The 24,814-nt window shown below is 70.5% G+C and carries 25 protein-coding genes and 1 tRNA gene; 16 read left to right on the top strand and 10 right to left on the bottom strand.

The features are described from left to right. Positions 1-184 (bottom strand): GDP-mannose 4,6-dehydratase (locus tag ABTU92_RS08780; protein ID WP_408089678.1); only part of this gene is annotated, 184 nt, incomplete at its 3' end. A gap of 222 nt (positions 185-406) precedes the next feature. Here ABTU92_RS08780 and ABTU92_RS08785 point away from each other — a divergent pair. Further along, a complete protein-coding gene (locus tag ABTU92_RS08785; RefSeq protein ID WP_408089823.1) occupies positions 407-1,093 on the top strand; it encodes a D-glycero-alpha-D-manno-heptose-1,7-bisphosphate 7-phosphatase in 687 nt (228 codons plus the stop codon). 1 nt (position 1,094) lies between these two features. Here ABTU92_RS08785 and ABTU92_RS08790 read toward each other — a convergent pair whose 3' ends face one another. The 4 genes from ABTU92_RS08790 to ABTU92_RS08805 all read right to left on the bottom strand — a co-directional run bounded on the left by ABTU92_RS08790 (position 1,095) and on the right by ABTU92_RS08805 (position 4,502). Continuing rightward, a complete protein-coding gene (locus tag ABTU92_RS08790; protein WP_408089680.1) occupies positions 1,095-1,685 on the bottom strand; it encodes an SIS domain-containing protein in 591 nt (196 codons plus the stop codon). 206 nt (positions 1,686-1,891) lie between these two features. Next, entirely contained in the window at positions 1,892-2,608 is a 717-nt protein-coding gene (locus ABTU92_RS08795) for a DUF1045 domain-containing protein (RefSeq protein WP_408089682.1), read from the bottom strand. A 243-nt stretch (positions 2,609-2,851) separates the two neighbouring features. Further along, a tRNA-Arg gene (locus ABTU92_RS08800) sits at positions 2,852-2,928 on the bottom strand. 197 nt (positions 2,929-3,125) lie between these two features. Then, a complete protein-coding gene (locus tag ABTU92_RS08805; protein WP_408089825.1) occupies positions 3,126-4,502 on the bottom strand; it encodes a sensor histidine kinase in 1,377 nt (458 codons plus the stop codon). Positions 4,503-5,127: 625 nt separating this feature from the next. Between ABTU92_RS08805 and rpmH the strand changes: the two genes are divergently transcribed. From rpmH to ABTU92_RS08845, 8 genes are all read left to right on the top strand, one after another. After that, positions 5,128-5,262, top strand: a complete 135-nt coding sequence (gene rpmH / locus ABTU92_RS08810) for a 50S ribosomal protein L34 (RefSeq protein WP_111360736.1) — start codon at positions 5,128-5,130, stop codon at positions 5,260-5,262. Between the two features lie 30 nt (positions 5,263-5,292). Then, positions 5,293-5,700 (top strand): ribonuclease P protein component, encoded by a 408-nt coding sequence (rnpA, locus tag ABTU92_RS08815; RefSeq protein ID WP_408089684.1) that lies wholly within the window; start codon positions 5,293-5,295, stop codon positions 5,698-5,700. After that, positions 5,697-7,535, top strand: a complete 1,839-nt coding sequence (gene yidC, locus ABTU92_RS08820) for a membrane protein insertase YidC (RefSeq protein ID WP_408089686.1) — start codon at positions 5,697-5,699, stop codon at positions 7,533-7,535. Before rnpA ends, yidC begins: the two co-directional genes overlap by 4 nt. A gap of 159 nt (positions 7,536-7,694) precedes the next feature. After that, positions 7,695-8,312: a ribosome biogenesis GTP-binding protein YihA/YsxC gene (gene yihA, locus ABTU92_RS08825; protein ID WP_408089827.1), complete on the top strand. Its 618-nt coding sequence runs from the start codon at positions 7,695-7,697 to the stop codon at positions 8,310-8,312. A 158-nt stretch (positions 8,313-8,470) separates the two neighbouring features. Then, positions 8,471-8,839, top strand: coding sequence for a DUF423 domain-containing protein (locus ABTU92_RS08830; protein WP_408089688.1), 369 nt, complete (start codon positions 8,471-8,473; stop codon positions 8,837-8,839). A gap of 230 nt (positions 8,840-9,069) precedes the next feature. Beyond that, the gene (locus ABTU92_RS08835; protein ID WP_408089690.1) at positions 9,070-10,155 is read left to right on the top strand and encodes a sugar kinase; all 1,086 of its coding nucleotides are present in this window, start codon (positions 9,070-9,072) and stop codon (positions 10,153-10,155) included. 130 nt (positions 10,156-10,285) lie between these two features. After that, a complete protein-coding gene (gene argB / locus ABTU92_RS08840) occupies positions 10,286-11,170 on the top strand; it encodes an acetylglutamate kinase (RefSeq protein WP_111358732.1) in 885 nt (294 codons plus the stop codon). 282 nt (positions 11,171-11,452) lie between these two features. After that, the gene (locus tag ABTU92_RS08845) at positions 11,453-13,036 is read left to right on the top strand and encodes a B12-binding domain-containing radical SAM protein (RefSeq protein WP_408089829.1); all 1,584 of its coding nucleotides are present in this window, start codon (positions 11,453-11,455) and stop codon (positions 13,034-13,036) included. A gap of 69 nt (positions 13,037-13,105) precedes the next feature. On the opposite strand, the gene ABTU92_RS08850 is transcribed toward ABTU92_RS08845, so the two are convergent. The 3 genes from ABTU92_RS08850 to ABTU92_RS08860 form a co-directional block, all read right to left on the bottom strand. Beyond that, positions 13,106-13,984 (bottom strand): DUF6282 family protein, encoded by an 879-nt coding sequence (locus ABTU92_RS08850; protein ID WP_408089693.1) that lies wholly within the window; start codon positions 13,982-13,984, stop codon positions 13,106-13,108. A 270-nt stretch (positions 13,985-14,254) separates the two neighbouring features. Then, the gene (locus ABTU92_RS08855) at positions 14,255-15,064 is read right to left on the bottom strand and encodes a DNA-binding transcriptional regulator (RefSeq protein ID WP_408089695.1); all 810 of its coding nucleotides are present in this window, start codon (positions 15,062-15,064) and stop codon (positions 14,255-14,257) included. A gap of 43 nt (positions 15,065-15,107) precedes the next feature. Continuing rightward, positions 15,108-16,100 carry an NAD(P)H-quinone oxidoreductase gene (locus ABTU92_RS08860; protein ID WP_408089697.1) on the bottom strand — a complete coding sequence of 331 codons (993 nt, stop codon included), beginning with the start codon at positions 16,098-16,100 and terminating at the stop codon, positions 15,108-15,110. Positions 16,101-16,405: 305 nt separating this feature from the next. On the opposite strand from ABTU92_RS08860, the gene ABTU92_RS08865 reads away from it, so the two are divergent. From ABTU92_RS08865 to ABTU92_RS08875, 3 genes are all read left to right on the top strand, one after another. Beyond that, positions 16,406-16,864: a MaoC family dehydratase gene (locus ABTU92_RS08865; RefSeq protein ID WP_408089699.1), complete on the top strand. Its 459-nt coding sequence runs from the start codon at positions 16,406-16,408 to the stop codon at positions 16,862-16,864. Positions 16,865-16,871: 7 nt separating this feature from the next. Then, positions 16,872-18,470, top strand: a complete 1,599-nt coding sequence (locus ABTU92_RS08870) for a class I adenylate-forming enzyme family protein (RefSeq protein WP_408089701.1) — start codon at positions 16,872-16,874, stop codon at positions 18,468-18,470. A 295-nt stretch (positions 18,471-18,765) separates the two neighbouring features. Further along, positions 18,766-19,515 (top strand): SDR family NAD(P)-dependent oxidoreductase, encoded by a 750-nt coding sequence (locus tag ABTU92_RS08875; RefSeq protein ID WP_408089703.1) that lies wholly within the window; start codon positions 18,766-18,768, stop codon positions 19,513-19,515. Between the two features lie 35 nt (positions 19,516-19,550). On the opposite strand, the gene ABTU92_RS08880 is transcribed toward ABTU92_RS08875, so the two are convergent. Both ABTU92_RS08880 and ABTU92_RS08885 read right to left on the bottom strand, forming a co-directional pair. Then, on the bottom strand, positions 19,551-19,778 hold the full coding sequence (locus ABTU92_RS08880; protein WP_408089705.1) for an FmdB family zinc ribbon protein: 228 nt from the start codon (positions 19,776-19,778) through the stop codon (positions 19,551-19,553). A gap of 204 nt (positions 19,779-19,982) precedes the next feature. Then, positions 19,983-20,717: a GntR family transcriptional regulator gene (locus tag ABTU92_RS08885; protein WP_408089707.1), complete on the bottom strand. Its 735-nt coding sequence runs from the start codon at positions 20,715-20,717 to the stop codon at positions 19,983-19,985. 405 nt (positions 20,718-21,122) lie between these two features. Between ABTU92_RS08885 and ABTU92_RS08890 the strand changes: the two genes are divergently transcribed. The 4 genes from ABTU92_RS08890 (at position 21,123) to ABTU92_RS08905 (ending at position 24,726) form a co-directional block, all read left to right on the top strand. Then, positions 21,123-21,905 (top strand): 3-hydroxybutyrate dehydrogenase, encoded by a 783-nt coding sequence (locus ABTU92_RS08890; protein ID WP_408089709.1) that lies wholly within the window; start codon positions 21,123-21,125, stop codon positions 21,903-21,905. Between the two features lie 78 nt (positions 21,906-21,983). Then, positions 21,984-22,118 (top strand): hypothetical protein, encoded by a 135-nt coding sequence (locus ABTU92_RS08895; RefSeq protein WP_408089711.1) that lies wholly within the window; start codon positions 21,984-21,986, stop codon positions 22,116-22,118. A 9-nt stretch (positions 22,119-22,127) separates the two neighbouring features. Then, positions 22,128-23,702 (top strand): sodium:solute symporter, encoded by a 1,575-nt coding sequence (locus tag ABTU92_RS08900; RefSeq protein WP_408089713.1) that lies wholly within the window; start codon positions 22,128-22,130, stop codon positions 23,700-23,702. 85 nt (positions 23,703-23,787) lie between these two features. Further along, positions 23,788-24,726, top strand: coding sequence for a 3-keto-5-aminohexanoate cleavage protein (locus ABTU92_RS08905; RefSeq protein ID WP_408089715.1), 939 nt, complete (start codon positions 23,788-23,790; stop codon positions 24,724-24,726). Positions 24,727-24,814: the final 88 nt, after the last annotated feature.

Consider the following 24,814-nt stretch of genomic DNA (forward strand, 5'->3'; position numbering starts at 1 on the left):
TGAGGTTGCCGTCCAGCATGGTGATGCGGTCGGCGACACCGAGCCAGCGCAGCTTCTCGTCCATCACGTCGGAGGCGCTGCTGCGGCGCACGAGCCCGTAGACGTCGTAGCCCTTGTCGAGCAGGAGCTGCGACAGATACGCTCCGTCCTGACCGGTGACGCCGGTGATCAACGCACGCTTCATGTGGTGTCCTCTGCCGCCGGTTTCCCTCGGCGTGACGCTCGTTGCGCGGCTTTCTTACGGGGACGGGCGTCGCCCGTCCAGCGTTTCGGGCGCGTCCGACGCGCGGCCGGCGCCCGCCGTGGAGCGATTTGACACGCCCGGTCGGCTCCGCTTTGGTCGGCCTCCGCATCATCGCAGCGACCCGCGGTCGCGTCGCGCAACGAGCCGAGACTCCCCGTGCAGATGTCCGATTCGCCGACCGACCCGCGGCTCCACGACGGCGTCGGCTGCTGGGTGGAGCGGCTCGCCGCCGATGTGCCGCCCGGCCGGCCCGCCTTGTTCCTCGACCGCGACGGCGTCGTCGTCGAGGAGACCCATTATCTCTCGGATCCCGCGAAGGTCCGCCTGCTCGACGGCGCGGCGCGCGCGATCGCCGGCTGCAATGCGCGCGGCCTGCCGGTCGTGCTGGTGACCAACCAGGCCGGCATCGCCCGCGGCTATTTCGGCTGGCGCGAGTTCGAGGTGGTGCAGCGGGAGATGATCGGGCGCTTGGCGGCCGCGGGCGCGCGGATCGATCTCGTCCTCGCCTGCGCCTATCACGACACGGGCGAGGCACCCTATCGGGTCGCCGCGCACGCCTGGCGCAAGCCCAACCCGGGCATGATCCGCGCCGCGGCCGAGATGCTGGCGATCGACCTGCCGGCGTCGGCCGTGATCGGCGACAAGGTGTCGGATCTCGAAGCGGGCGCGGCGGCGGGGCTCGCGCGGGCCGTGCTGGTGCGCACCGGCCATGGCGGCGACGAGGAGGCGGGGCTCGCGCGCCTGCCGCGCTCCGGGCCGACGGCCTTCGCGGTCGCCGCCGACATCGGAGCGGCCTTCGACGGTCTCGTCGCCGCGGGATGGCCCGGCGGAGCCGGGACGCCCGGCTGAGCTACGCCTTGCCGTCGGCGACCAGCCGCGCCTCCACCTGCTCGCAGATGTAGTGATACAGGCAGAGATGCACCTGCTGGATCTGCGGGGTCACGCGGGACGGCACGTCGATCAGGATGTCGGAGAGCGCCGCGAGCGCGCCGCCCCCCTCGCCGGTGAGCGCGATGGTCGTCATCCCGTGCGTGTGGGCCGCCTCGAAGGCGCGGATCACGTTCTTCGAGTTACCCGAGGTCGAGAGGCCGAGGACGACGCCGCCCGGCTTCGCATAGGCCTCGACCTGGCGCGAGAACACCGTCTCGAAGCTGTAGTCGTTCGACCAGGCGGTGAGCACGGCCGGGTTGGAGGCGAGGCAGATGCAGTTCAGCGCCCGCCGCTCCTTCAGGAAGCGGCCGACCAGCTCGCCCGTGATGTGCATGGCGTCCGACGCCGAGCCGCCGTTGCCGCACACCAGGAGCGGCAGCCCGGCCGACAGCGCCGTCGCGATCGCCGCGACCGCCGCGTCGGCGCGCCGGCACCCCGGGTGGGCGGCGCTCTCGGTGAGCACCCGCGCGGACAGTTCGAGGTAGCGGTCGATCGACATGGCGGTGCTCACGGCGTGGGTGCTCGCAAATCGCCCGCGCGGTCACCGGCGCGGCCGGCCAGCATCTACCACGCCGAAGCGGGGTGACAAGAACGCGGCGCTCGGGACGCTCGCGGCCTTGCCGACATCGAAGAGGTCGCCGGCGCCGTCGAGGAGGCCTTCGACGAGCGTGTGCGAGACGGCCGGCCCCGCTGAATCGCTTCGGTCGGCCCGGCGGTCTATCGCTTGCGGCCGGCCCGGTGCCTGATCGTGCCCTCGCACAAGACCCGAAATCCCTCGCCGGACTGGTCCTGCTTCAGAAGCGCGACGCGATCGACGCGAAGCGGGGCCGCCGCCGCCTCGTCGGCGAGCAGGGTCGACAAGCGCGTGGCGACCGCGTCGCGCCGGTCCGAGCCGATCTCGCCGGTCAGCGTCATGTGGAAGAAGAATTCTCTGAGCACGTACGGATACCCCCATCGATGGAGGTTCCAGCGCTCGCGCTCGTTCAAGCTCGGGGCCAGGCGGCGGACGTGATCCGCCGCCGTGAAGGGCGCGCGGAACAGATCGAAATAGGTGAGGCAGTCCGTCGCGAGCTGCTTCACGATCCCGCTCGCGCGCCGAGGAACGATCGCGACGAAATCACGAATGACCCGCACCTCGGGAACGATCGTGGCGACGCTTCGCGGCTCGTCGCAGAAGGCCGAGAAAGACTGGATCAGATCGGTCTCGCCGTACCCTTCGGCGAGGCGGAACGGCGGCACGAACGTCACGTGAAGGCCGTAAGGGCGCGGCGCTTTCGTCAGGTCCGGCCAATCCTCGGGGAGCCCCGCATCCAACGGGTGCGGGACGACGGCGCCGGAGTAGGAATCGTAACCGATCAAGCTGCTGCCGAGCCGATAGATCGCGCTGTCGGATGGCGGCACGAAATACACGGTGTAACGTGGCATCCAGGTCATCGGTGACTCGTGAGCGTGCTGGAGAGCTGTTTCCGGCAGGCTCACTGTAGGCGGCCCGCCGCCGTGATTCGTCCGTAGTAATCGTCACCGCGGATGACGACGGGTCGAGGCGCGGCACCGCAGAACGCGGCGCCGCGCGGCAGCGGCGGACACGACCTCGGCGGCTCTGCTGCCGACGCGGAAAAATCCCGACCGGGGGCTCGCGCGCCGATCACCCAAGGTCATGTTTCGAGAAGAGAAAAATGGCGCGCCCGGAACGATTCGAACGTCCGACCCCCAGATTCGTAGTCTGGTGCTCTATCCAGCTGAGCTACGGGCGCGTGGCCGGTCCGCCCGCTTGCGTCCAGGGGACGCCGGGGCGCGGCGACGCATAGCTAGCGAGTTGCCGCCGGCTTGGCAAGCCATTGGTGACGGGATCGCGACGGCGCCGTGCGCATGGCGGCTGCGAGGCCGGCTCCCGCGCCCTGGTGCGTCGGCGCGTGCCGCGCCTTCGGGCGTCGGCGCGTGCCGCGCCCGGTCACGCCCGGGCGCGCTGGTCGCGGCGGTCCATGAGGTCGACCGGGCGGTCGGGAATCGCGATCCGGAACGTGGCGCCGAGCGTGCCCTCGACGAGGCCGATCTCGCCGCCGTGCAGCCGCACCAGCTCGGCCGCGATGGCGAGCCCGAGGCCGGTGCCGCCGGAGCGGGTCGAGCCGCGGAACGCCTCGAACAGGTGCTCGCGGGCGCGCGTCGTCAGGCCGGGGCCGGTGTCGGAGACCTCCAGCACCGCGACCGTGCCCTCGCGCCGGCCGCTGATGCGGATCTGATCGCGCCCGGGGTCGTTGGGGGCGCGGCCCTCCAGCGCCTGGACGGAGTTGCGCACCAGGTTCACCAGCACGCGCAGCATCTGCTCGTAGTCGGCATCCAGTGTCAGGCCGCGCTCGATCGCCGTCACCCAGCCGATCGGTCCGTCGGTGGCGAGGCCGAGCGATTCGCGCACCTCCTCCACCAGCGCGTCGACCGCCACCGGCTTGCGATCGGGCGGCGGCTCCTGGGCGCGGCCGTAGGCGAGCGTCGTCTCGCAGAACGCGATGGCGCGTTCGAGCGCCAGCATCAGCTTGGGCGCGAAGCGCTGCACCTGCGGGTCGGCGATGCTGCCGAGGCGGTCGGAGATGAGCTGCGCCGAGTTGAGGAGGTTGCGCAGGTCGTGGTTGATCTTCGACACGGCGAGCCCGAGGGCTGCGAGCCGGTAGCGCTCGGCGAGCATCGAGGCGAGGTCGGTCTGCATGGCGGCGAGCTCGCGCTCGGCGATGCCGAGCTCGTCCTCGCGGGTCGAGCGCCGGGCGATGCGGGCCGGGTTCTCGGGGTTGGCCCGGAACGCCGTCATGTTGGCCGTGATGCGGTGGAGCGGCCGCACGAACAGCACGTGCAGGGCGAGATAGACCAGCGCCGCCGTGATGCCCGAGATGACCAGCGACAGGAGCAGCACGTTGCGCGAGTAGAGCCACATCGCCTGCTTGAGCGGGCCGGCCTCGACCACGATCTCGACGAACTCGCCGCCCATCGGGGCGGGGCCGACGGCGCGGATCAGGTCGGTGTCCTTCAGCACCGCCAGCGTGTCGAAGGCGTCCAGGATGGCGTCGAAGGCGCCGTCGTTGCGAACGTCGACGTCCTGGCTGACCGCCGCCGGCAGGTCGGTGGTGGCGAGCAGGCGGCGCTCGCGCCCCATCTTCATGGCGACGGCGCGCGCCCCGATGCTGTCGAGGATCTGGCGGCCGAGGCTCTCCGGCACCATGCCGCTCGGCGCGGCGTCGAGCACCAGCGCGGCCGTGTGGGCGGCGGCGAGCCGGTCGGTCAGGTAGCTCAGCCGGAAGTTGGCGATCGAGGGGACGTAGATCAGCACCTCGGCCAGCATCACGAACAGGATGGTGAGGACCAGGAGCCGCCCCGACAGGCCGAAGCGCGGCCGCACGATGCCGCGCGCCGAGGCGAGCGGGCCGGCGGGCGCGGCCGCGCCGGACGTCCCTGCAGTGGCATTTGCCGGACCGGCCGCGATCGCGCCGCCGGAAGACGGCCCGGCGCTCGGCGCGCCGGCCGCGAGGTTCGGGGGAGTTTCAGCGTCCATCAGCCCAACCGACGCGCCCGGTCGACCATCCCGCGAGCCCCGCGGGCTCGTCCACTCCGAGCCCCGAACCTGTGCACCGAGAATGCGGCCGCCGCGTGTCTTTACCGCCGTGGGATTCTTACCGTTTCGCCATGGAGAGTGTTCGCGGACGGGCACCACCGGGCGGCGCGGCCTGCAGCCCGCGCGGGACGCCGGTGCCGGAGTGCGGCGATGCGGCGCGGGCGCCCGGACCGCGGCATCGGAGCCGCCCCGATGGGTTTTTCCCTCGCATTGACGGGGGCAGGGGCCTCCCGTATAAGCCGGCCCTGAATTTTCGGCCGCGCCGATCCCCGAAAAGCGATGATCTGCGACACGTGCCGACCAGGCGCCGGCGACAGCAATGTCCGGCCGACACGAAAAAGCGGAGTAGAAGACCGTGAAGCGGACCTATCAGCCGAGCAAACTGGTGCGCAAGCGCCGCCACGGCTTTCGCGCCCGGATGGCGACCGTCGGCGGTCGCAAGGTGCTCAACGCCCGTCGCGCCCGCGGCCGCAAGCGGCTCAGCGCGTGATCCGGCCGATGCCGGCCGGGCGTCACCTCGATGCAACGGTTACGGCAGCGCGCCGACTTCCTCGCCGCCGCCAAGGGCGCCAAGGCGCCCACGCCGGCGTTCGTCCTCCAGGCGCGCGAGCGGGGTGATCCGGGCCCGCCGCGGGTCGGCTTCACTGTGACCAAGAAAGTCGGCACCGCGGTCGAGCGCAACCGGGTGCGCCGACGCCTCCGCGAGGTCGTGCGGCTTTCCGCCGCGGGACGACTCCGGAACGGCAGTGACTACGTGATCGTCGGCCGGCGCGCCGCCCTGGACCGGCCGTTCGACCGCTGCGTCGCCGATTTCGTCGGTGCCGTGAAGCGCGTCCACCGGCCCGTGCGCGAGCCCGAGCCTCCTGCGCCCTCCGGTGCGCAGGGCCCTGAACCCGAGCCGCGGCCGACCGCCCGAGCGTCCTCATGAACGAGCAGAAGAACGTCCTCCTGGCCATCGCCCTGTCGGCGGTCGTGCTGATCGCCTGGCAATTCTTCTTCGGCATGCCGCAGCTGGAGCAGCAGCGGAAGGCCCAGCAGGCGCAGCAGCAGGCCCAGCAGACTCAGGCCCCCGGCCAGCCGGCCGGGCAGCCCGGCGCGCCGCCGCAGCCGGGCGCGGCGCCGACCCCGGGGGCCGGGGCGCCGCCGGTGCCGGGCCAGCCGGTCACCACCGAGCAGTCGCGCGAGGCGGTGCTCGCCGCCGGTCCGCGCGTCCAGGTCGACACCCCCAACATCCGCGGCTCGATCGCCCTCAGGGGCGCCCGCCTCGACGACGTCGCGCTGGTCCGCTTCCGCGAGACCGTCGATCCGAAGTCGCCCGCCATCGTGCTGCTGTCGCCGTCCGGCACGCCGCATCCCTTCTATGCCGAGTTCGGCTGGGTGGCCGGCGCCGGCACCGGCGTGAAGCTGCCCGGCCCCGATACGGTGTGGACCCAGGAGGGCGCCGGCGCCCTCACCCCGGCCAAGCCCGTGACGCTGGTGTGGGACAACGGCGAGGGCCTGCAGTTCCGCCGCACCGTCACGGTCGACGACAAGTTCCTGTTCACCGTGAAGGACGACGTGGTGAACACCGGCACGGCGCCGGTGACGCTCTATCCTTACGGGCTCGTGTCGCGCCACGGCACGCCCCAGACGCTCGGCTACTACATCCTGCACGAGGGCCTGATCGGCGTGCTCGGCGACCAGGGCCTGCAGGAGATCACCTACGCGGCCATCCAGGACAAGAAGGTGATCCCCTTCAAGGTCACCAATGCGTGGCTCGGCATCACCGACAAGTACTGGGCCGCGACCCTGCTGCCCGATCCGGCGGCGAGCCTGCAGGCGAAGTTCTCGTCCGCCCAGCTCGGCAATCAGCGCACCTTCCAGACCGACTATCTGCTCGATCCCGTCACGGTGCAGCCGGGCCAGACCGGCAGCGCCATGGGACGGCTGTTCGCCGGCGCCAAGGAGGTCGGCACGGTCGACGCCTACGACGCGGCGCTCAAGCTCAACCGCTTCGAGCTGCTGATCGACTGGGGGTGGTTCTACTTCATCACCAAGCCGATGTTCTGGACCATCGATTTCCTGTTCCAGTGGACCCACAATTTCGGCGTCGCCATCCTGCTGGTGACGGTGCTGATCAAGATCCTGTTCTTCCCGCTGGCCAACAAGTCCTACGCCTCGATGGCGAAGATGAAGGCCGTGCAGCCGCAGATGCAGGCGCTGCGCGAGCGCTATCCGGACGACAAGGTCAAGCAACAGCAGGAGCTGATGGAGCTCTACAAGCGGGAGAAGATCAACCCGATCGCCGGCTGCTGGCCGGTGCTGATCCAGATCCCGGTGTTCTTCGCGCTCTACAAGGTGCTGTTCGTCACCATCGAGATGCGGCACGCGCCGTTCTTCGGCTGGATCCACGATCTCTCGGCGCCCGATCCGACCACGGTGTTCAACCTGTTCGGGCTGCTGCCCTTCGACCCGACCGTCGTGCCGGTGATCGGCTCCTTCCTGCATCTCGGCGCCTGGCCGCTCATCATGGGCGTGACCATGTGGGTGCAGATGAAGCTCAACCCGGCGCCGCCGGATCCGACCCAGAAGATGATCTTCGACTGGATGCCGGTCATCTTCACCTTCATGCTGGCGAGCTTCTCGGCGGGCCTGGTCATCTACTGGGCGTGGAACAACACGCTCTCGGTGATCCAGCAGGCCGTGATCATGCGCAAGAACGGCGCCAAGATCGAGCTGTTCGACAACCTCAAGGGCCTGATCCCGAAACGGAAGGTCGAATAGGGCGCGGCCGCGCCGCGTCCCGACGACACCGCATGATGGCCGGGCTCGTCCCGGCCATCCCCGTTTCAGGACGACTCGCAGATTGGACGAGGGATCATGCCGGACGCCCCGATCGCCCCCGTCCCGCCCGTCGCGCCCGCCCCGTTCACGCCGACCGAGATGTCGGCGGGGCGAAAGCTGTTCGCCGTCGACTGGCAGTTCATGGCGGCGGCCGCGAACATGGCCGCGCTGCCGAAGATGTTCGGCGTCGAGATCGCCTTCGCGGGACGCTCGAACGTCGGCAAGTCGAGCCTCGTCAATGCGCTCACCGGCCGCGACGGCCTTGCCCGCACGTCGCAGACGCCGGGTCGCACCCAGGAGCTGATCTTCTTCACGGCCGGCGAGCGGCTGCGCCTCGTCGACATGCCGGGCTACGGCTACGCCGCCGCGCCCAAGGCCAAGGTCGCGGCCTGGACCGAGCTGATCCGCGCCTATCTGCGCGGCCGCCAGAACCTCGCCCGCGTCTATGTGCTGATCGACGCCCGCCACGGCCTGAAGGACACCGACGCGCCGGTGCTCGATCTGCTCGACGAGAGCGCGGTCAGCTATCAGGTGGTGCTGACCAAGGCCGACCAGCCGAAGCCCGCCGAGCTCGCCACCGTCACGGCCGCGACCGAGGCGGCGCTGAAGAAGCGCACCGCCGCCTATCCGGGCATCCTGGTCACCGCCTCGCGCACCGGCGCCGGCATCGGCGAGCTGCGCGCCGCGGTCGCCCGGCTGATGGACGAGACGCGGTGAGGGAGGCCGGGAGTGGCGCGTCATTCCGGGGGCCGCGTAGCGGGGAACCCGGAATCCAGCCATAAGGAAGGCGTCCCGGACGGGGTTGGATTCCGGGTCTCGACGGCTGCGCCGCCGAGCCCGGAACGACCGACGCGAGTCCTTCATCGGAGCCCTTCATGACCCTCCAGTTCTTCGTCCTCGTCGCCGGCGTGATGGGCGCGGCCGGGGTGGCGCTCGCGGCCGCCGCGGCGCATGCGGCGCCCGGCGCCGGGCTCGACAGCGCGGCGCAGATCCTGATGGTGCACGCCGCCGCGCTGCTCGGCGGCACCGCCGCGGTCGCGGCCGGCCTCACCTTCCGGCCGCTGGCGCTCGCGGCGCTGATCGGCTTCGTGCTCGGCACCGTGTTCTTCGCCGGCGACATCGCGCTGCGCGCCTTCGTCGGCAACCGCCTGTTCCCGATGGCGGCGCCGACCGGCGGCACCCTCCTGATCCTGAGCTGGCTGACGCTCGCGGTCGCCGCCGCCGTGCGGATGCTCCGCGGCTGAGGCGCCGGACGTCCTCCAGGACGCCGTCCAGAACGTCCTCCCGGCCGCCGGCCCGCGCGCCGGACAACGCCGCCGCGCCTTTCGGGCAGAGGTCCGATCCTGGATTTCGCGCTAAGTAACCGTATAGTTACTTGGCGTCGAGGCGCCACCCGCCGGGGTCCCACCGGGGTATCCATCGGCGTCCCGCGCGGGATCACGTCACCGTCGATCCGTCCGCCTGCCGGTCCATCATGTCCGAGGGTCTCGCCATTCGTCCGTCCAGCGTCACGCGCTGGGATTGCCTCGCGCTCGGCGAGGTGATGCTGCGCTTCGACCCGGCCTTCGGTCGGGTCCGGGAGACCCGTCGCGTCCGGGTCTGCGAGGGCGGTGGCGAGTACAACGTCGCCCGCGCCTTGCGGAAATGCTTCGGGCTGCGCGCCGCCGTCGCGACCGCGCTGCCCGACAGCGAGCTCGGCCGGCTCGCCGAGGACCTGATCCTGGCGAGCGGCGTCGACACCGCGACGATCCTCTGGCGGTCCTCCGACGCGGTCGGCGCCACCACCCGGGTCGGCCTCAACTTCACCGAGAAGGGTTTCGGCGGCCGTGCGGCGCGCGGCTGCATCGATCGCGGGCACTCGGCGGCGTCGCAGATGCAGCCCGGCGAGATCGACTGGGACCGCCTGTTCGGCCGTGACGGGGTGCGCTGGTTCCACACCGGCGGCATCTTCGCCGGCCTGTCGGACGGCACGGCCGCGGTCGCGCTGGAGGCCGTCCAGGCCGCCCGCCGGCACGGCACCGTCGTCTCCTACGACCTCAATTTTCGCGAGTCGCTGTGGCAGGGGCGCGGCGGCGCGGCCGCGGCCCGTACCGTCAACCGGGCGATCGCGCCGTTCGTCGACGTGATGATCGGCAACCAGGAGGACTTCTTGTCCCGCCTCGGTGTCGAGGTCGCGTTGCCGCATCCGGGCGCCACGCAGTTCGATCCCGAGAACGGCGTCGCCGTCGTGTCCGCCGCCGCCGCGGCCTATCCGAACATCAAGGTCGCGGCGACGACGCTGCGCGACGCCCGCACGGCCGGCTTCAACGATTGGGGCGCTCTGCTGTGGGCCGGCGGCACCGTCCATGCGGCGCGCCCGCGGAGGAATCTCGAGATCTACGACCGCATGGGCGGCGGCGACGCCTTCGCGTCCGGCCTCGCCTTCGCGTTCCTCACCGGCCGCGGCCCGCAGGCGGCGGTCGACTGCGGCGTCGCCCACGGGGCGCTCGCCATGACGTCGCCCGGCGACGTCTCGATGGCGGATGCCGACGAGGTTCTGGAATCCGCCGCCGTCGCGTGATCCTCTCGGCGCGGCCCTGCAGCCCGGTTGCGCCCATTCGGCCCTTTTCGGTCGGCCTGCGGCCCGGTAAAACCCGCCGCGCGCGCCGTTCCGGCCGCGCCGTCCGTTTGGCCTGCCCCGAGGACCCGCCATGACCGTGTCGCCCTACGACATCGCCCGCGTGCTGATCGAGGCGCTGCCCCACATGCAGCGCTACGACGAGGAGGTGGTCGTGGTGAAGTACGGCGGCCACGCCATGGGCGAGGAGGCCGGCGCCAAGAGCTTCGCCCGCGACATCGTGCTGCTCGAGCAGACCGCCATCAATCCCGTGGTGGTGCACGGCGGCGGCCCGCAGATCGGCGGGATGCTGAAGCGTCTCGGCATCAAGTCGGAGTTCGCGGCCGGGCTGCGGATCACCGACGCGGCGACCATCGAGGTCGTCGAGATGGTGCTGGCCGGCTCGATCAACAAGCAGATCGTCGGCTACATCAACGAGGCGGGCGGCAAGGCGGTCGGCCTGTGCGGCAAGGACGGCAACATGGTGACGGCCCGTAAGGTGAGCCGCACCGTGGTCGATCCGGGCTCCAGGATCGAGCAGATCGTCGACCTCGGCTTCGTCGGCGAGCCCGACAAGGTCGACACCACGGTGCTCGACGAGATCCTCGGAAAGCAGCTGATCCCGGTGCTGGCGCCGGTCGCGACCGCGGCCGAGGGCGGCACCTACAACGTGAACGCCGACACGTTCGCCGGCGCGGTCGCCGGTGCGCTCAAGGCCAAGCGCCTGCTGCTGCTCACCGACGTGCCGGGCGTGCTCGACAAGTCGAAGCAGCTGATCAAGGAGCTGTCGATCGACGACGCGCGTCGCCTGATCGCCGACGGCACCATCTCGGGCGGCATGATCCCCAAGGTCGAGACCTGCATCTACGCGCTCGAGGCCGGGGTCGAAGGCGTCGTCATCCTGGACGGCAAGGTCGAGCACGCGGTGCTGCTCGAGCTTTTGACCGATCACGGCGCCGGTACGCTGATCCACCGGTGAGTTCGAGGCCGGCATCGCCCGGACTGGCCTGGGTGGACTAACCGTGATTCGGCTGAATTCGGCGGCGCTGCGGTGTTTCATGCTACCGCGGCGCCTCATCGGAGCCGGAATTCTGTCGTCCTCCGAACCTATTGTCCCGTCGGCGCGACCAATCCGGCGGGGCAGGGCCATCGACGCTTGAGTGTGCGGATCGATCCGTGCAAGGTGCGGTGACATTTCCGGATGTTGCTGCTGCCCGCCACGGAGAGTTCCGACGTGACTGCGCGCTCCACCCGCGTCCTGATGATCTATCCCGAGTTCATCGCGAACTCGTTCTGGCACTACAAGGCGGCCTGTGAGCTGGTCGGTGCCCGCTATCCCGCCGCGCCGCTCGGGCTGATCACGGTCGCCGCGATGCTGCCCTCCGACTGGGAGGTGCGGCTCGTCAACCGCAACACCGAGACGCTCGACGACGCCGACATCGCCTGGGCCGATCTCGTGATGATCGGCGGCATGCTCAACCAGCAGCCGGACTTCCTGCATCTGATCGACGTCGCGCACCAGCATGGCAAGCCGGTCTGCGTCGGCGGCCCCGACGTGTCGTCGAGCCCGCATCTCTACGCCAAGGCCGATTTCCAGGTGATCGGCGAGGCCGAGCTGGTCATCGACGATTTCATCGCGGCGTGGGAGCGGGGCGAGCGCGGGGGCGTGTTCACGGCCGAGAAGTACCAGGCCGACATCACCAAGACGCCGCTGCCGCGCTGGGATCTGCTCACGCTCGACCATTATCTCTACATTGGCGTCCAGTACGCCCGCGGCTGCCCGTTCACCTGCGAGTTCTGCGACATCATCGAGCTCTACGGCCGGGTGCCGCGGACCAAGACCAACGATCAGATTCTCGCCGAGCTGCAGGCGCTGCACGACGCCGGCTGGCGCGGCCATGTCGACTTCGTCGACGACAACTTCATCGGCAACAAGAAGAACATCCGCACCTTGATGCCGCGCCTCACCGCCTGGCAGCAGGAGCGCGGCTTCCCGTTCGAGTTCTCGACCGAGGCGTCGATCAATCTCGCCGACGACGACGAGATGATGCAGGCCATGAAGGACGCGAACTTCTTCGCCGTCTTCGTCGGCATCGAGAGCCCGGATCCCGAGACGCTGGTGCAGATGCGCAAGAAGCAGAACACCAAGCGCAACATCGCCGAGTGCATCCACAAGATCTACGGTTACGGCATGTTCGTGACGGCTGGCTTCATCGTCGGCTTCGACACCGAGAAGGTGTCGATCGCCGATTCGATGACCCAGTTCATCGAGGAGACGGCGATTCCGGTCTGCATGGTCGGCCTCCTCTACGCGCTGCCCGGCACCCAGCTCACGCGCCGCCTCGAGAAGGAGGGCCGGCTGCATCCGGGTCACGACGTGATGCATGTCGAGACCGGCGGCGACCAGTGCACGCTCGGCTGCAACTTCGACACCCTGCGGCCGCTGCGCGACATTCTGGTCGACTACCGCACCATCCTGCAGAACGTCTTCGATCCGGTCGCCTATGCGGGCCGGCTGTCGCGCCTCGCCGCGATGATGGACCGCACGGGCCGCCCGCGCGAGTTGCCCGACGGCGACCCGCGCAAGCGGCTCGGCGGCATCGAGGCCGTGCACCAGATCATCCGCGCCGTGCCGGAGGCGCGCGAGCCGTTCTGGGCCGTGTTCGTCGAGGTGGCGAAGTCGAACCCCGGGGCGCTGCGCTACATCGTGCTGCTGATGGCGTTCTACCTGCACCTCGGCCCGTTCTCGCGCCACGCCGTCGCGGCGATCGATCGCCGCATCGCCGAGCTGGACGGCGCCGCAGTGACGCCCGAGCGGCCGCGGGTCGCGGCGACGGCGCACTGAGCCGGGCGCGTTCGCCGGAACCGGGGCGCCCGGCGGGCCCTCGTCGGGGCGACGGCCGTCACGCCGACGTCACGCCGCCGCGGCCGCGTTGGCGCCGATGCCGGCGAGCCGCATGGCGTTGGTCGAGATCATCTGGCGAACCTCGTCGACGCTGTAGCCGAGCGACAGGCATAGCCGCGCGATCATGCGCATGCCTTCGACCGGCGACGGGCAGTCCACCTGGCCGAGATCGGAGCCGAAGAACGTGTTGGCGACGCCGGCGGCGTCGATCCACGCCCTCAGCTGCTCGGCCGAGTAGACCTTGAACCGGCAATCGATGAACAGGCAGGCGGAGTGCTCGATCATCACGCCGAGATCGAGAAGGCGCTTCACGTCCTTGGGTACCGCGCCGACCGTGTAGGGCGGGTGGTTGACCAGGAGCCGCTTGCAGCCGCGCTTCCTCGCCTCCTCGAACAGCACCCAGGCCTCGCTGATGTGCAGGTGGCCGCAGGACAGCACGGCGTCGTATTCGGCGATCAGCTCCAGGATCGGGATGACCTCGGGCACGAGATCGCCGTGCGGGTCGACCACGGTGAGGGCGGTCGGCTTGCGCATCGCCGACTTGGCGACCAGCAGCTTCTTGTTGTGGCCCTCGCGGATGTGGTTCGCGGCCGACACGGTCGGCATCCACACGATGCGGGTGCCGAGCTTGAGCGCGTGCTCGACCGCATAAGGATTGAATCCGCCCATCGCGTTGTTGAGCACGAGGCCGCCGAGCGGCTCGACCCCGGTGCCGGCATGGCGCTCGCGGATCAGCTCGACGATCGGCGCGGTCGGGTAATAGTGGTCCTTGAACAGGATCGCCCGCATGCCGGCGGCCCCGGCCTCCTCCAGCGCGGCGATATGGTCGACGAGCCGCGGCATCACCGAGGGGCCGCTGTGGACGTGCAGGTCGACGGCCCCGCGCATGAGCCCATCGATGACCGAGTCGGGTACGGCGGCGGACAGCGGGGTGGGCTCGCTCTGGGGCATCGGTGGTCCTTCTCGGGCGAAGCGGCTGATGGCGATGCGGCCACGCCGGCGCAGGGACGGCGGGACAAGGGACGGCGGCGCAAGCGCCGGCCGGCCGACGGTCGGGGCGAGCCTAGGGCATGGGCCGGCGGCCGGGACGGCGAAGTCGGCGCGTTTCGCATCGTGGAATGCCCCGCGCGTCGCCCCTTGCGGGCGCCGGCGGAGGCCTCACGATGCGCCGTCGGCCGGTGCCGGGATGCGGCCGGCGACGAGGCTGGCATAGCTCGCCTCGATGCCGTCGACGGCGGTCCGCAGCGCCGGCACCAGCACCTCGTCGAGCGTCCTGGCCGTGACGGCGGAGCGGAAATAGGTGAGCCCGATGGTCGCCAGCACCCGGTCGCCCTGCCGGATCGGCATGGCGATGGTGGACGAGGACTTCGGCTCGACGCGGGGATCGCGGATCGCGTAGCCGTGCGTGCCGACGAAGGCCCGCACGCCGGCGATGGTCGCGGTCAGGTTGGCGGGCCGGTCCTCGGGGTTGTCCGAGCGGCGCAGCTTCTTCACCAGCGCGCTGCGCTCGGCCGCCGGGCAGCTCGCGATATAGGCGCGGCCGAGCGCCCGCGACACCAGGCTGAGCCGCATGTTGAGGGTCGCGTGGAACGGCGACATCGGGCTGTCGGGAATCGTCGAGAACCGCACCGCCACGGCGTCGCCGTCCAGCATGGCGATGGCGATCGGCCATTTCAGCCGCCGCGTCAGGTCGCTGCACCACGGTCGCGCCGCCTCCACCACCATGGGGGCGCCGTGGAAGCCGGCGCCGAGCGTCGGCGCCAGGGACGTCACGCAATAGCCGCCCAGATGCTTGTCGTTGAGGATGTAGCCCTCGGCCACCAGCGTGCCGAGCAAGCGCACGATGGTCGGCTTCGGCAGCCCGGTGTCCTTGTGGAGATCCGCGATGGTCGAGACGCGGCGCTGATTGACGGCGCGCAGCAGCGCCAGCGCCCTGACGACCGACTGGACCGAACGCGGCGATGTCACGGTTTCCGGCCCCGCTTCCTGGTCGTCCCGCCCGTGTCCTCTCTTACACGCCGGCCGGATCGACGACGAGCACCACCTTGCCGATCTGGGCGTTGGCGTCGAGCACGGCATGCGCCTCGGCGACCGCATCGAGCGGGAACGTCGCGCAGATCGGCATCGTGATGCTGCCGTCGGCGAGCAGCGGCCACACCTGATCGATCAGCTCCCTCGCCAGCCGACCCTTGTAGGCGGGCGGGCGCGGCCGCAGCGTCGAGCCGGTGAGGGTGAGCCGGCGCCGCACCACGGCGCGCAGGTCGATCTCGGCCCGGGTCCCGAGATGGCTCGCCAGCAGCACCAGCCGGCCGTCCTCGGCGAGCAGATCCATCTGGCGCGCCGTGTAGGGGCCGGCCTGGCCGTCGACGATGACGTCGAAGCCGCGGCCGCCGGTCAGGCGTCGCAACTCGGTGTCCCAGTCGCCGTGGTAGTCGACCGCGGCCTCGACCCCGAAGCCCGCCAGCACGTTGCGCTTCTCCGCCGTGCCGGCCGTGGCGAAGACGCGGGCGCGGCGCAGATGCCGGGCGATCTGGATCACGGCGAGGCCGACCCCGCTGGTGCCGCCCTGCATCAGCACGGTCTCGCCCTCGGCCAGTCGCCCGAGCCAGATCAGGTTGTTCCACGCCGTCATGAACACTTCCGGAAGGGCCGCCGCCTGGACGAAGCCGAAGCCCTCCGGCAGCGGCATGCATTGCGGCGCCGGCACGACGCAGTGCTCGGCATAGCCGCCGCCGGTGACGAGGGCACACACCGCGTCGCCCGGTCGCGGCCAATCAACGTCGGCGCCGACCGCCTCGACCACGCCGGCGATGTCGAGCCCCGGAATGTCGGAGGCGCCGGGCGGCGGCGGGTAGAAGCCGCGGCGCTGCTGCACGTCGGGCCGGTTCACGCCGGCGGCGACGACCCGGACCAGCACCTCGCCGGGGCCGGGCTCCGGTCGCGGCCGCTCGGCGAGGCGCAGCACCTCGGGTCCGCCGGGGGTGGTGATCTCGATGACTCGCATGCGCTGCTCCGGCGGGACTTGCTGCTGTCGATCCCGGTTCCGCTCATCCCCGCGCAAGCGGGGATCCACGGGCCGCGTGCCGTGTCGCCTCCGGGTCCCCGCCTTCGCGGGGACGAACGGGGGGATGGGGCATCGTCGGCCAGGTGATCTACCGCGCCGACCGGGCCGGCCGCAGCCGACCCACCTGTTCGTTCCACATCGTGGAACGCACCCAGAGCCCGATTGTGCCGACGGGGCGTTCCCGAAACCATCCGCCCGCGCCGACGACGCCGGCCACCGCACGACGCGAGAAGGGCAAGAGGGGAATGATCACGGTCGAGACCCCGATGGATCTGAAGGCCCACGAGGGGCAGGATCTCGGGCATTCCGCATGGACGACCATCGATCAGCCGATGCTCGCCGGCTTCGCGGCGCTGACCGGCGACGACCACTGGATCCATGTCGACACGGCGCGCGCCGCGGCCGAGATGCCGGGCGGCCGCACCATTTCGCACGGGCTCCTGGTCTTGTCGCTCGGACCCCGCCTGCAGCGCCAGATCTACACGATCCGCCGGCGCGGCAAGGGGCTCAACTACGGCTACGACAAGCTGCGCTTCGTGGCGCCCGTGCCGGTCGACTCGCGGGTCCGGCTGGCGCTCGCCCTCGTCGCGGTCGCGCCGCATGCGATGGGCGCCCGCATCGTCACCCGCCAGACCTTCGAGATCGAAGGGGCGGAGCGGCCCGCCGTCGCCGCCGAGCACATCCTGCTGGTCGCGAACGCATGAGGGCCGCATGACCGACACCATCGCGACCGACGCCGTTGCCCGCAGCGCGACCGTGGCACAGCAGCATGAGCCGCGCGACAGCGTGCTCGTCCGCATTTTCGCCCGCGCCGCCGCGGCGCCGGCCGCGGCTGCCCTGACGGTCGGCGCGCAGCGCCTGAGCTGGCGGGGGCTCGCGGATGCGGTGGCTCGGTTCGCCGGCGCGGTCGGCCGCGCCGGCATCGCGCCGGGCGAGCGGATCGCGCTGCTGGCCGGCAACGGCGTCGAGGCCGTCGTCGCCTATCTGGGCAGCGTCGCGGTCGGCGGCATCGCGGTGCCGCTGCCGTCCTCGCTGCATCGCGACGATCTCGCGCGGCTGATCGCCGACTGCGACCCGGCGCTGGTCGTCGTAGATGCGGCGGGGGCCGACGCCGTGGCGGGCCTCGCGGCCGCACCCGTGATCAGGATCGGCGACGCCGCGCCGTCGCCCGTCATCGCCGACGTGATCGGCTTCGACGACTTTCTCGGTCGCGGCGATCCCGCGACCCGGCCGGTCGCGATGCCGCCGGAGGCCGGCTTCAACATCATCTACTCGTCCGGCACGACGGGCGTGCCGAAGGGCATCGTGCACTCGCACGGCATGCGCGACCGCCAGGCGGCGCGCGGCCTGTTCGGTCTCGGCGACGACAGCGTCATGCTGCTCTCCACGCCGCTCTACTCCAACACCACGCTGCTGCCGCTGCTGGCGACGCTGTTCCACGGCGGCCATGTGGTGCTGATGGAGAAGTTCGACGCCGCCGCCTGGCTCGGCCTCGCGGTGCGGCAGCGTGCGACCCACACCATGCTGGTGCCGGTGCAGTATCAGCGCCTGCTCGCGCATCCCGGCTTCGGAGATCACGATCTTTCCACCTTCCGGGTCGCGCAATGCACCAGCGCGCCGATGGCGCTCGCCCTCAAGCGCGAGATTCTCGCCCGCTGGCCCGGTCGGTTCGTCGAGGTCTACGGCGTCACCGAGGGCGGCGTGACCCTGATCCTCGACGCGACCGCGCATCCGGACAAGCTGCACACGGTCGGCCGGCCGGCGCCCGGCAACGACGTCCGTCTGATCGGCGAGGACGGCCGCGAGGTCGCGCTAGGCGAGACCGGGGAGGTGGTCGGGCGGTCGCCCTTCATGATGACGGGCTACTGGCGGCGGCCAGACGCCGACGCGGCGCTGCGCTGGCAGGCGCCGGACGGCCGCGTGTACTTCCGCTCGGGGGATCTCGGCGCCTTCGACGCCGACGGGTTCCTGATCCTGCAGGGGCGCAAGAAGGAGCTGATCATCTCGGGCGGCTTCAACGTCTATCCGGGCGACCTCGAGGCCGTGCTGCTCGCCCATCCCGACGTCGCCGAGGCCGCCGTGGTCGGCGCCGCGAGCGCCCGCTGGGGGGAGACGCCCTATGCCTTCGTGGTCCCGCATCCCGGACGGCAGATTGAGGCCGGCGCGCTGCGCGAATGGGCGAACGGCCGGCTCGGCCGCATCCAGCGCCTCGCCGGCGTCTCGGTCCGCGACGGCCTGCCGCGCTCGCCGCTCGGCAAGATTCTGAAGACCGCGCTGGCGAGCGACCCGGACCTGCGGAGCGTGACGTGAGAAACAAACGGCGCGACCTTTCACCTCTCCCCAGCGGGGAGAGGTCGGATCTCGCGCAACGGCGCGAGATCCGGGTGAGGGGGTGCCGCCCTCTCGATGAAACAATCGGCGTCGGCACCCCCTCACCCCAGCCCTCTCCCCGCTGGGGAGAGGGAGCCACGCCGCACTTGCCGCGACCTTGGAGGATGCCCGCGTCACCGTCCCTGTGCGGCCGATCCCAGCGGCGTGAAATCGGTGCCCACGCCAGCCCTCCGGGAGAGGGTAAGGACAGAGCCGATCAGCCGGAAAGACCGTCATGAGCTTCGACCTCACCGGAAAGACCGCCGTCGTCACCGGCGCGACCAGCGGCATCGGGCTCGCCACGGCGAGGCTCCTCGCCTCGGGTGGCGCCCGGGTGGTGGTCGGCTTCCATTCCGATGCCGCGCAGGCCGCGCGTGTCGCGGCCGAACTGCCGGGCAGCGGGCATGTCGCGGTGCCGATGGCGATCGACGACGCCGCGAGCCTCGCGGCCGCGGCTGCGCGGATCGCGGACGCGTTCGGGTCGGTCGACGTGCTGGTGAACTCGGCCGGCCGCTCCACCACCGTCCCGACCCGCGATCTCGCCGCGCTCACCGACGACATCTTCGACGAGATCACGAAGGTGAACCTGCGCGGGCCGTTCGCCGTGATCCGCACGCTGCTGCCGCTGATGCAGGCGGCGCCCGCGGCCGTGATCATCAATATCGGCTCGGTGGCGGCGCTCACCGGGGTCGGCAGCAATCTCGCCTACTGCGCCGCCAAGGCGGGCGTGCACGCCCTCACGGTCGCGCTCGCGAGAATTCTCGCGCCCGGCATCCGGGTCGTCACGGTGTCGCCCGGCGCCGTCGACACCGGCTTCGTGCGCGGTCGTGCGCCGGGGGCACTGGAGAAGATCGCCGAGGGCACGCCGCTGAAGAAGATCACGTCGGCCGACGCCGTGGCGGACGCGGTGCTGGCCTGCGTCCTCCATCTGACGAGCTCGACCGGGATCGAGGTGCGGGTCGACGAAGGCCGCCACCTGCCGTGACGGGCGCCGTCACGGCGAGATCGTTCGGGCCGGGCTCATTTGGGTCGTTCGGAGCGGCCGTAATGGCTGAAATGACCTTCGCGGGCCGCCTGGGCGCGGGCCGACCGGATCAGGTCCTTGCTGCGGCCCTCCGCTGCCGGGCGGGAGACGAGGCGCGTCAGCGCCGCGCTGCCGCAGGTCGGGCAGGCGGGCGTGTCGGAAGCCCGCACCAAGAGCTCGAAATCCTTGTCGCACGTCGCACAATGATAGCCGTAGAGCGGCATGTCGGTCTCTCCGTCGGCTCCGAGAAATCAAGTCGGTTCAATGGTGTCCGGCCGCCGAGCGCGGGAACGCGACCGTCCGGCGCCGGTGGCGCGGGCCACCGGGACGAAGTCTTGCAGGTTCTGTTCCAGCAGATTTCGTTCCCGGCGGTTTCGTTCCCGGAGGTTTCGTTCCCGGAGGTTTCGTGCCGGTCGCCAACCGGCCGGTCAGCTCGTGGGCGGGGCGGCGATCCGGGTGGGTGCGGCCGGCGGTGTGCGGGCGGCGTCGTAAGGCACGTAGACCTTGCGCAGGAACATCGTCCCGACCCGGATGTCGAGGGAGATGGCGCGGCGCGCCTTCTTGCCGTCGCGGGCCACGATCGCCTCGATGGCGCGGCTGTGGAAATGGTGGCCATTGCCGAAGAAGGTGTCGAGATTGACCGGCTCGCGGCCGATCGTCCCCAGGAACGGGCCGGTGCGCAGCCACAGGTTCTCCAGGATCTCGACGAGCTGCGGGTAGCCGGCCGCCCGGTAGATCTCGAAATGGAAGGCCTTGTTTGCCGCGAGGGCGAGGTCGGCGCGCCCCTGGGCGGCGGCCTCGACCATCGCCGCGTCGTGGGCGCGGAGGCGGTCGGGGAGCCCGGCGTCGCGCACCCGCGCCGCCCGCTCGGCCGCGTAGCCTTCCATCTCCATCCGGATGCGGACGAACTCCTCGTGCAGCTTCGGGTCGAACGGGGTGACGCGGATCTGGCGGCTGGACGACTGCACCAGCACCTTCTCGGCCATCAGCCGCTTGAGGGCCTCGCGCACCGGCATCGGGCTGGTGCCCAGCGAGTCGGCGAGCTTGCGAATCGAGATCGGCTCGCCCGGCTGGAAGTGGCCGGTGAGCAGGGCGTGGCGCAGGCTCTGGTACACCCGCTCCTGCAAGCTGGAGACGTCGATCGAAGGCAGGCTGTCGTACATCGATGGACTATCCGGCGCGCCGAGCCCGGCGAGCATGCCGCACGGCGCAGGCCGTCACAATCGACGCCGCGTCGCAGTGTAAAGCGCCGATCCGCTTCGCTTCGGTGTATGTCCCTGATCCGGCGGAGTCAATCGACCGCGGCCGGCGGCCGTCCCCGGGCGAACGGGCCCGCCGGCGGCGCGCGCGCCAGCGCCTTCGCCGCCCTGATTATCGCACTGCACACACCGCGCCTTCTGGGCTGGTCCGACTGGCCGGCGATCAGATCGCGGTGGCGTGACGCCTGCGACAAGCAGGGAGTGGATGTCAGCGTGATAGGTGTGATCACAGATCACTGATATGTGATCTTGACGGTTGTAGAGTGGAGGCGGAGAGTAGCCCGGGCTCTAAAACTGCCGGGGTCAGACATGCTGAAAAATCGAAATGCGATCGTGACGGGCGCGACCAGCGGCATCGGGCTGGGGATCGCCCAGGCGCTGGCCGGCCATGGCTGCAACCTGATGATCGGAGGCATCGCGCCGGCGGGGGTGCCGGAGCGCCTGTGCCGGGAGATCGCCGACGCGCATGGCGTGACGGTCATCCATTCGGGCGCCGACCTGAGCTCGCCGGAGCAGACGCGCGGCCTGGCGGCCGACGCCATCCGCGCGTTCGGCCATATCGACATTCTGGTCAACGACGCCGGGCTGCAATACGTGGCGCCGCTCGTCGACTACCCGGAGGAGAAGTGGGACCTGCTGCGCGCCGTGATGCTCGACGCGCCGTTCCACCTGATCAAGGCCGTGCTGCCGGGCATGCTCGAGCGGAAGTGGGGCCGCATCGTCAACATCTCGTCGGTGATGGGCGTGATCGCCGCGCCCCACAAGCCCGCCTATGTCTCGGCCAAGCACGGCCTCGCCGGCCTGACCAAGGCGGTCGCGCTGGAGGTGGCGCCCGAGGGCATCACCTGCAACGCGATCCTGCCCGGCACCGTGCTGACCGACGTGATCAAGAGCCAGCTTCCCAATCAGGCCAAGGTGCTCGGATGCACCGAGGAGGAAGCGATGGACCGGGTCTTCACGCAGAACCACCCGACCCGCCGGCTGATCGACGCCTCCGAGATCGGCGCGACCGTCGCGTTCCTGTGCAGCGAGGGCGCCAAGTCGATCACCGGCGTCCTGCTCCCGGTCGACGGCGGCTACACGGCGCGCTGACCGATCCGGGCCGTCCAGGCGTGCGCCCCGTCAGGGGCCCGCACCGATCCGCACAACAACTCGAAACGGGGATGGAAAATGCTGACAGCACTCTTGTTCTGGGGGGCGAGCATCGCGTTCTGCGTCGCCGTCGCGGTCTATCTGTGCAGCCTGATCGAGCGGTCCGGCGTGCGCCGCTGGGGCGCCACCGGCAAGCTGTTCCGTTACGAATAGGAGGCCGACATGAGCGCCATGACCGTCTCCTATGTCGTCGTCTTCGCTGGATATCTCGCGTTCCTGGCGTGGACCAGCCTGCAGAGCATGAAGCAGGTCGAGACGCTGTCCGACTTCACCACCGGCGGCCACCGGATGGGCCTGCTGCTGGGGGTCGGAACCTCGGTCGCCACCTGGGTCAGCGTCGCCTCGGTGATGGGTGTGCCGGGCTATCTCTACCGCACCGGCGTCGCGGCGATCATCGGCTGGGTCGCGGGCTGGTTCCTCGCCACGTCGATCATGCCGATTCTCGCCTACAAGGTCCGTCGCCCCGAGATCCCGGCCCGGACCTTCCCCGAATTCATCCGCATGCGGTTCGAGCCGTTCGAGAAGGTCAGCGCGCTGCAGCTCGTCGTCGCCGTGCTGATGTTCGTCGGCTACTTCATCTTCTGCCACCTGCAGGTCGTCGGCTTCGGCATCGTGTTCAACACGATCACCGGCATTCCCTACGAGTACGCCATCTTCGCCTTCCTGGCGCTGCTGGTGCTGACCTCGCTCGGCGGCTTCTGGTCGGTGGCCGCGACCGACACGCTCAACGCCGTGCTGATCCTGATCGGCCTGGTCTTCGGCACCGGCGCCGTCCTCTACGCGACCGGCGGCATCGGACCGATCCTCGACAACCTCGCGCAGACCACCGCACCGATCAATGTCGGCGGCAAGCCGCTGGAGCCCGGGGTGCTGCTGTCGCCCGAGGGCACCTTCGGGTGGTCGGTGCTGATGGGCATCTTCATGTCGAACGCGCTCGGGGCATCGGTCGCGCCGCACTGGATCAACCGCTTCATGGCGCCGAAGAACACCAAGGCGGCCGTGCTGCAGATGATGTGGACCGTGGTCGTCCTGATCCCGATCTTCGTCTGCCTGATCGTGATCGGCCTCGGCGCCAAGATGCTGCTGCCCAGCCTGCCGGCCGGCAAGACCACCGACTACATCATGCCGCTGATCGTCCAGGATCACGCGCCCGCCTTCGTCGGCGCCATGACGCTCGTCGCCATCCTGGCGGCGGCGATCTCGACGGCCAACTCGATGCTGCTGAACTGCGGCACCTCGCTCTACTACGACATCTACCGGGCCCTCCGTCCGGAGGGCCGGCTCGACGACGCGAAGGCGACGCGGCATCTGCGCTGGACCGTGCTGGTCCTGGGGACTCTCTCGGTTCTCAGCGCCATCAAGCCGCCGCTCCTGCTCGCGATGGGCTTCACCTATGTCTACGGCGCGTTCGGAGCGGCCTTCATGTGGCCGGTCTGGCTGGGCCTGTTCTGGCGCCGGATGAACCGCTCGGGAGCCTATGCCGGCATCCTGGTCGGGACCAGCGTCTATGTGGTCGCCAAGCTGCTGGAGTTCTCCAATCCGTTCGCGGTCGGTGCCACCCTGTCGCTCGTCGCGACCTTGATCGGCGTCTATCTGACGTCCGCTCCGCCGAAGGAAGCCTACGAGGCGTATTTCGAGCCCGAGGTCAGTCCCTCGACGCGGGCCGTCGCGCTGCGCATCCGCCGCGAGGACGACACCGCCCACCACGCGCATCCGGCGGAGAAGCCGGCTGCATGATAGCCGCCGTCCGCGGCGGCTCGATCACGCTGGTCTCGCCGGCCGGGTGCGACCCGGCCGCGCGCGACCGACAGGAGCGATCACGATGAGCAAGCTCGTCGTCACCGCGGCGATCACCGGGGGCATCCACGTCCCCAGCCTGTCGCCGCACTTCCCGTATCTGCCCGACATGGTGATCGACCAGGCGGTCGGCGCCGCGAAGGCCGGGGCCGCGGTCGTCCACATCCACGCCCGCGACCCGAAGGACGGCCGTCCGTCGAGCGACATCGGCGTGTTCCGTGACATCGCCGCGGCCATCCACGCGCAGTGCGACGCGGCGATCTGCGTCACCACCGGCGGCGGCCTCGGCATGAGCCCGGAGGAGCGGGTGAAGCCGGTCGGCATCCTGCGGCCGGAGCTCGCCTCGCTCAACGCCGGCTCGATGAACTTCGCCATCCATCGCCTCGCCGACAAGATCGAGACGCCGAGATACGACTGGGAGATCCCCTATCTCAAGTCGACCGAGGATCTGATCTTCCCCAACACGTTCCGCAGCATCACGGCGTTCACGCGGGCCATGGACGCGGTCGGCACCAAGCCGGAGCTGGAGATCTACGACGTCGGCATGATCAACAACGTCAAGTATCTGCTCGACACCGGCGTGTTGAAGGCGCCGCTGTATCTGCAGTTCGTGATGGGCATCCTGGGCGGCATCGCGGCGACGCCGGAGAACCTCGTGTTCATGGTGGAGACCGCCCGCAAGGTGATCGGGCCTCGAAACTTCGTCTGGTCGTGCTGCGCGGCCGGCCGCGCCCAGCTCCCGATGACGCTGCTCGCGATGACGATGGGTGGCAACGTCCGGGTGGGGCTCGAGGACAATCTCTACATGGGCCCGGGGCGGCTCGCGACGAGCAGCGCCGAGCAGGTCGAGGCGATCGTCCGTATCGCCCGCGAGCTGAGCCTCGAGATTGCGTCTGCGGACGAGGCACGGACCATCCTCGGCCTGAAGGGCCGCAGCGCCGTCGGCTGGGCCGACGCCGCGTGAGGCACCACGCCGGCGTCGCTCCGGCGCGCCCGCGTTCCAGATCAAACGGGGCGCGGGCGTGCCACCGCGTCCAGCCCGGTCGTCTGTC

It is taken from the genome of Rhodoplanes sp. SY1 (assembly GCF_046000175.1).
Lineage (GTDB): Bacteria > Pseudomonadota > Alphaproteobacteria > Rhizobiales > Xanthobacteraceae > Rhodoplanes.

Excerpts from the sequence above, each read along its gene's own strand:
- ABTU92_RS08845 (WP_408089829.1), top strand. The coding sequence starts at position 11,453 with ATGATCTATCCCGAGTTCATCGCGAACTCGTTCTGGCACTACAAGGCG.
- ABTU92_RS08890 (WP_408089709.1), top strand. The coding sequence starts at position 21,123 with ATGCTGAAAAATCGAAATGCGATCGTGACGGGCGCGACCAGCGGCATC.
- ABTU92_RS08830 (WP_408089688.1), top strand. The coding sequence starts at position 8,471 with ATGACCCTCCAGTTCTTCGTCCTCGTCGCCGGCGTGATGGGCGCGGCC.
- ABTU92_RS08875 (WP_408089703.1), top strand. The coding sequence starts at position 18,766 with ATGAGCTTCGACCTCACCGGAAAGACCGCCGTCGTCACCGGCGCGACC.
- ABTU92_RS08835 (WP_408089690.1), top strand. The coding sequence starts at position 9,070 with ATGTCCGAGGGTCTCGCCATTCGTCCGTCCAGCGTCACGCGCTGGGAT.
- ABTU92_RS08900 (WP_408089713.1), top strand. The coding sequence starts at position 22,128 with ATGAGCGCCATGACCGTCTCCTATGTCGTCGTCTTCGCTGGATATCTC.
- ABTU92_RS08885 (WP_408089707.1), bottom strand. The coding sequence starts at position 20,717 with ATGTACGACAGCCTGCCTTCGATCGACGTCTCCAGCTTGCAGGAGCGG.
- ABTU92_RS08895 (WP_408089711.1), top strand. The coding sequence starts at position 21,984 with ATGCTGACAGCACTCTTGTTCTGGGGGGCGAGCATCGCGTTCTGCGTC.
- ABTU92_RS08865 (WP_408089699.1), top strand. The coding sequence starts at position 16,406 with ATGATCACGGTCGAGACCCCGATGGATCTGAAGGCCCACGAGGGGCAG.
- ABTU92_RS08850 (WP_408089693.1), bottom strand. The coding sequence starts at position 13,984 with ATGCGCGGGGCCGTCGACCTGCACGTCCACAGCGGCCCCTCGGTGATG.
- ABTU92_RS08870 (WP_408089701.1), top strand. The coding sequence starts at position 16,872 with ATGACCGACACCATCGCGACCGACGCCGTTGCCCGCAGCGCGACCGTG.
- ABTU92_RS08880 (WP_408089705.1), bottom strand. The coding sequence starts at position 19,778 with ATGCCGCTCTACGGCTATCATTGTGCGACGTGCGACAAGGATTTCGAG.
- ABTU92_RS08905 (WP_408089715.1), top strand. The coding sequence starts at position 23,788 with ATGAGCAAGCTCGTCGTCACCGCGGCGATCACCGGGGGCATCCACGTC.
- ABTU92_RS08795 (WP_408089682.1), bottom strand. The coding sequence starts at position 2,608 with ATGACCTGGATGCCACGTTACACCGTGTATTTCGTGCCGCCATCCGAC.
- yihA (WP_408089827.1), top strand. The coding sequence starts at position 7,695 with ATGTCGGCGGGGCGAAAGCTGTTCGCCGTCGACTGGCAGTTCATGGCG.
- yidC (WP_408089686.1), top strand. The coding sequence starts at position 5,697 with ATGAACGAGCAGAAGAACGTCCTCCTGGCCATCGCCCTGTCGGCGGTC.
- argB (WP_111358732.1), top strand. The coding sequence starts at position 10,286 with ATGACCGTGTCGCCCTACGACATCGCCCGCGTGCTGATCGAGGCGCTG.
- ABTU92_RS08785 (WP_408089823.1), top strand. The coding sequence starts at position 407 with ATGTCCGATTCGCCGACCGACCCGCGGCTCCACGACGGCGTCGGCTGC.
- rnpA (WP_408089684.1), top strand. The coding sequence starts at position 5,293 with ATGCAACGGTTACGGCAGCGCGCCGACTTCCTCGCCGCCGCCAAGGGC.
- ABTU92_RS08805 (WP_408089825.1), bottom strand. The coding sequence starts at position 4,502 with ATGCTGGCCGAGGTGCTGATCTACGTCCCCTCGATCGCCAACTTCCGG.
- ABTU92_RS08860 (WP_408089697.1), bottom strand. The coding sequence starts at position 16,100 with ATGCGAGTCATCGAGATCACCACCCCCGGCGGACCCGAGGTGCTGCGC.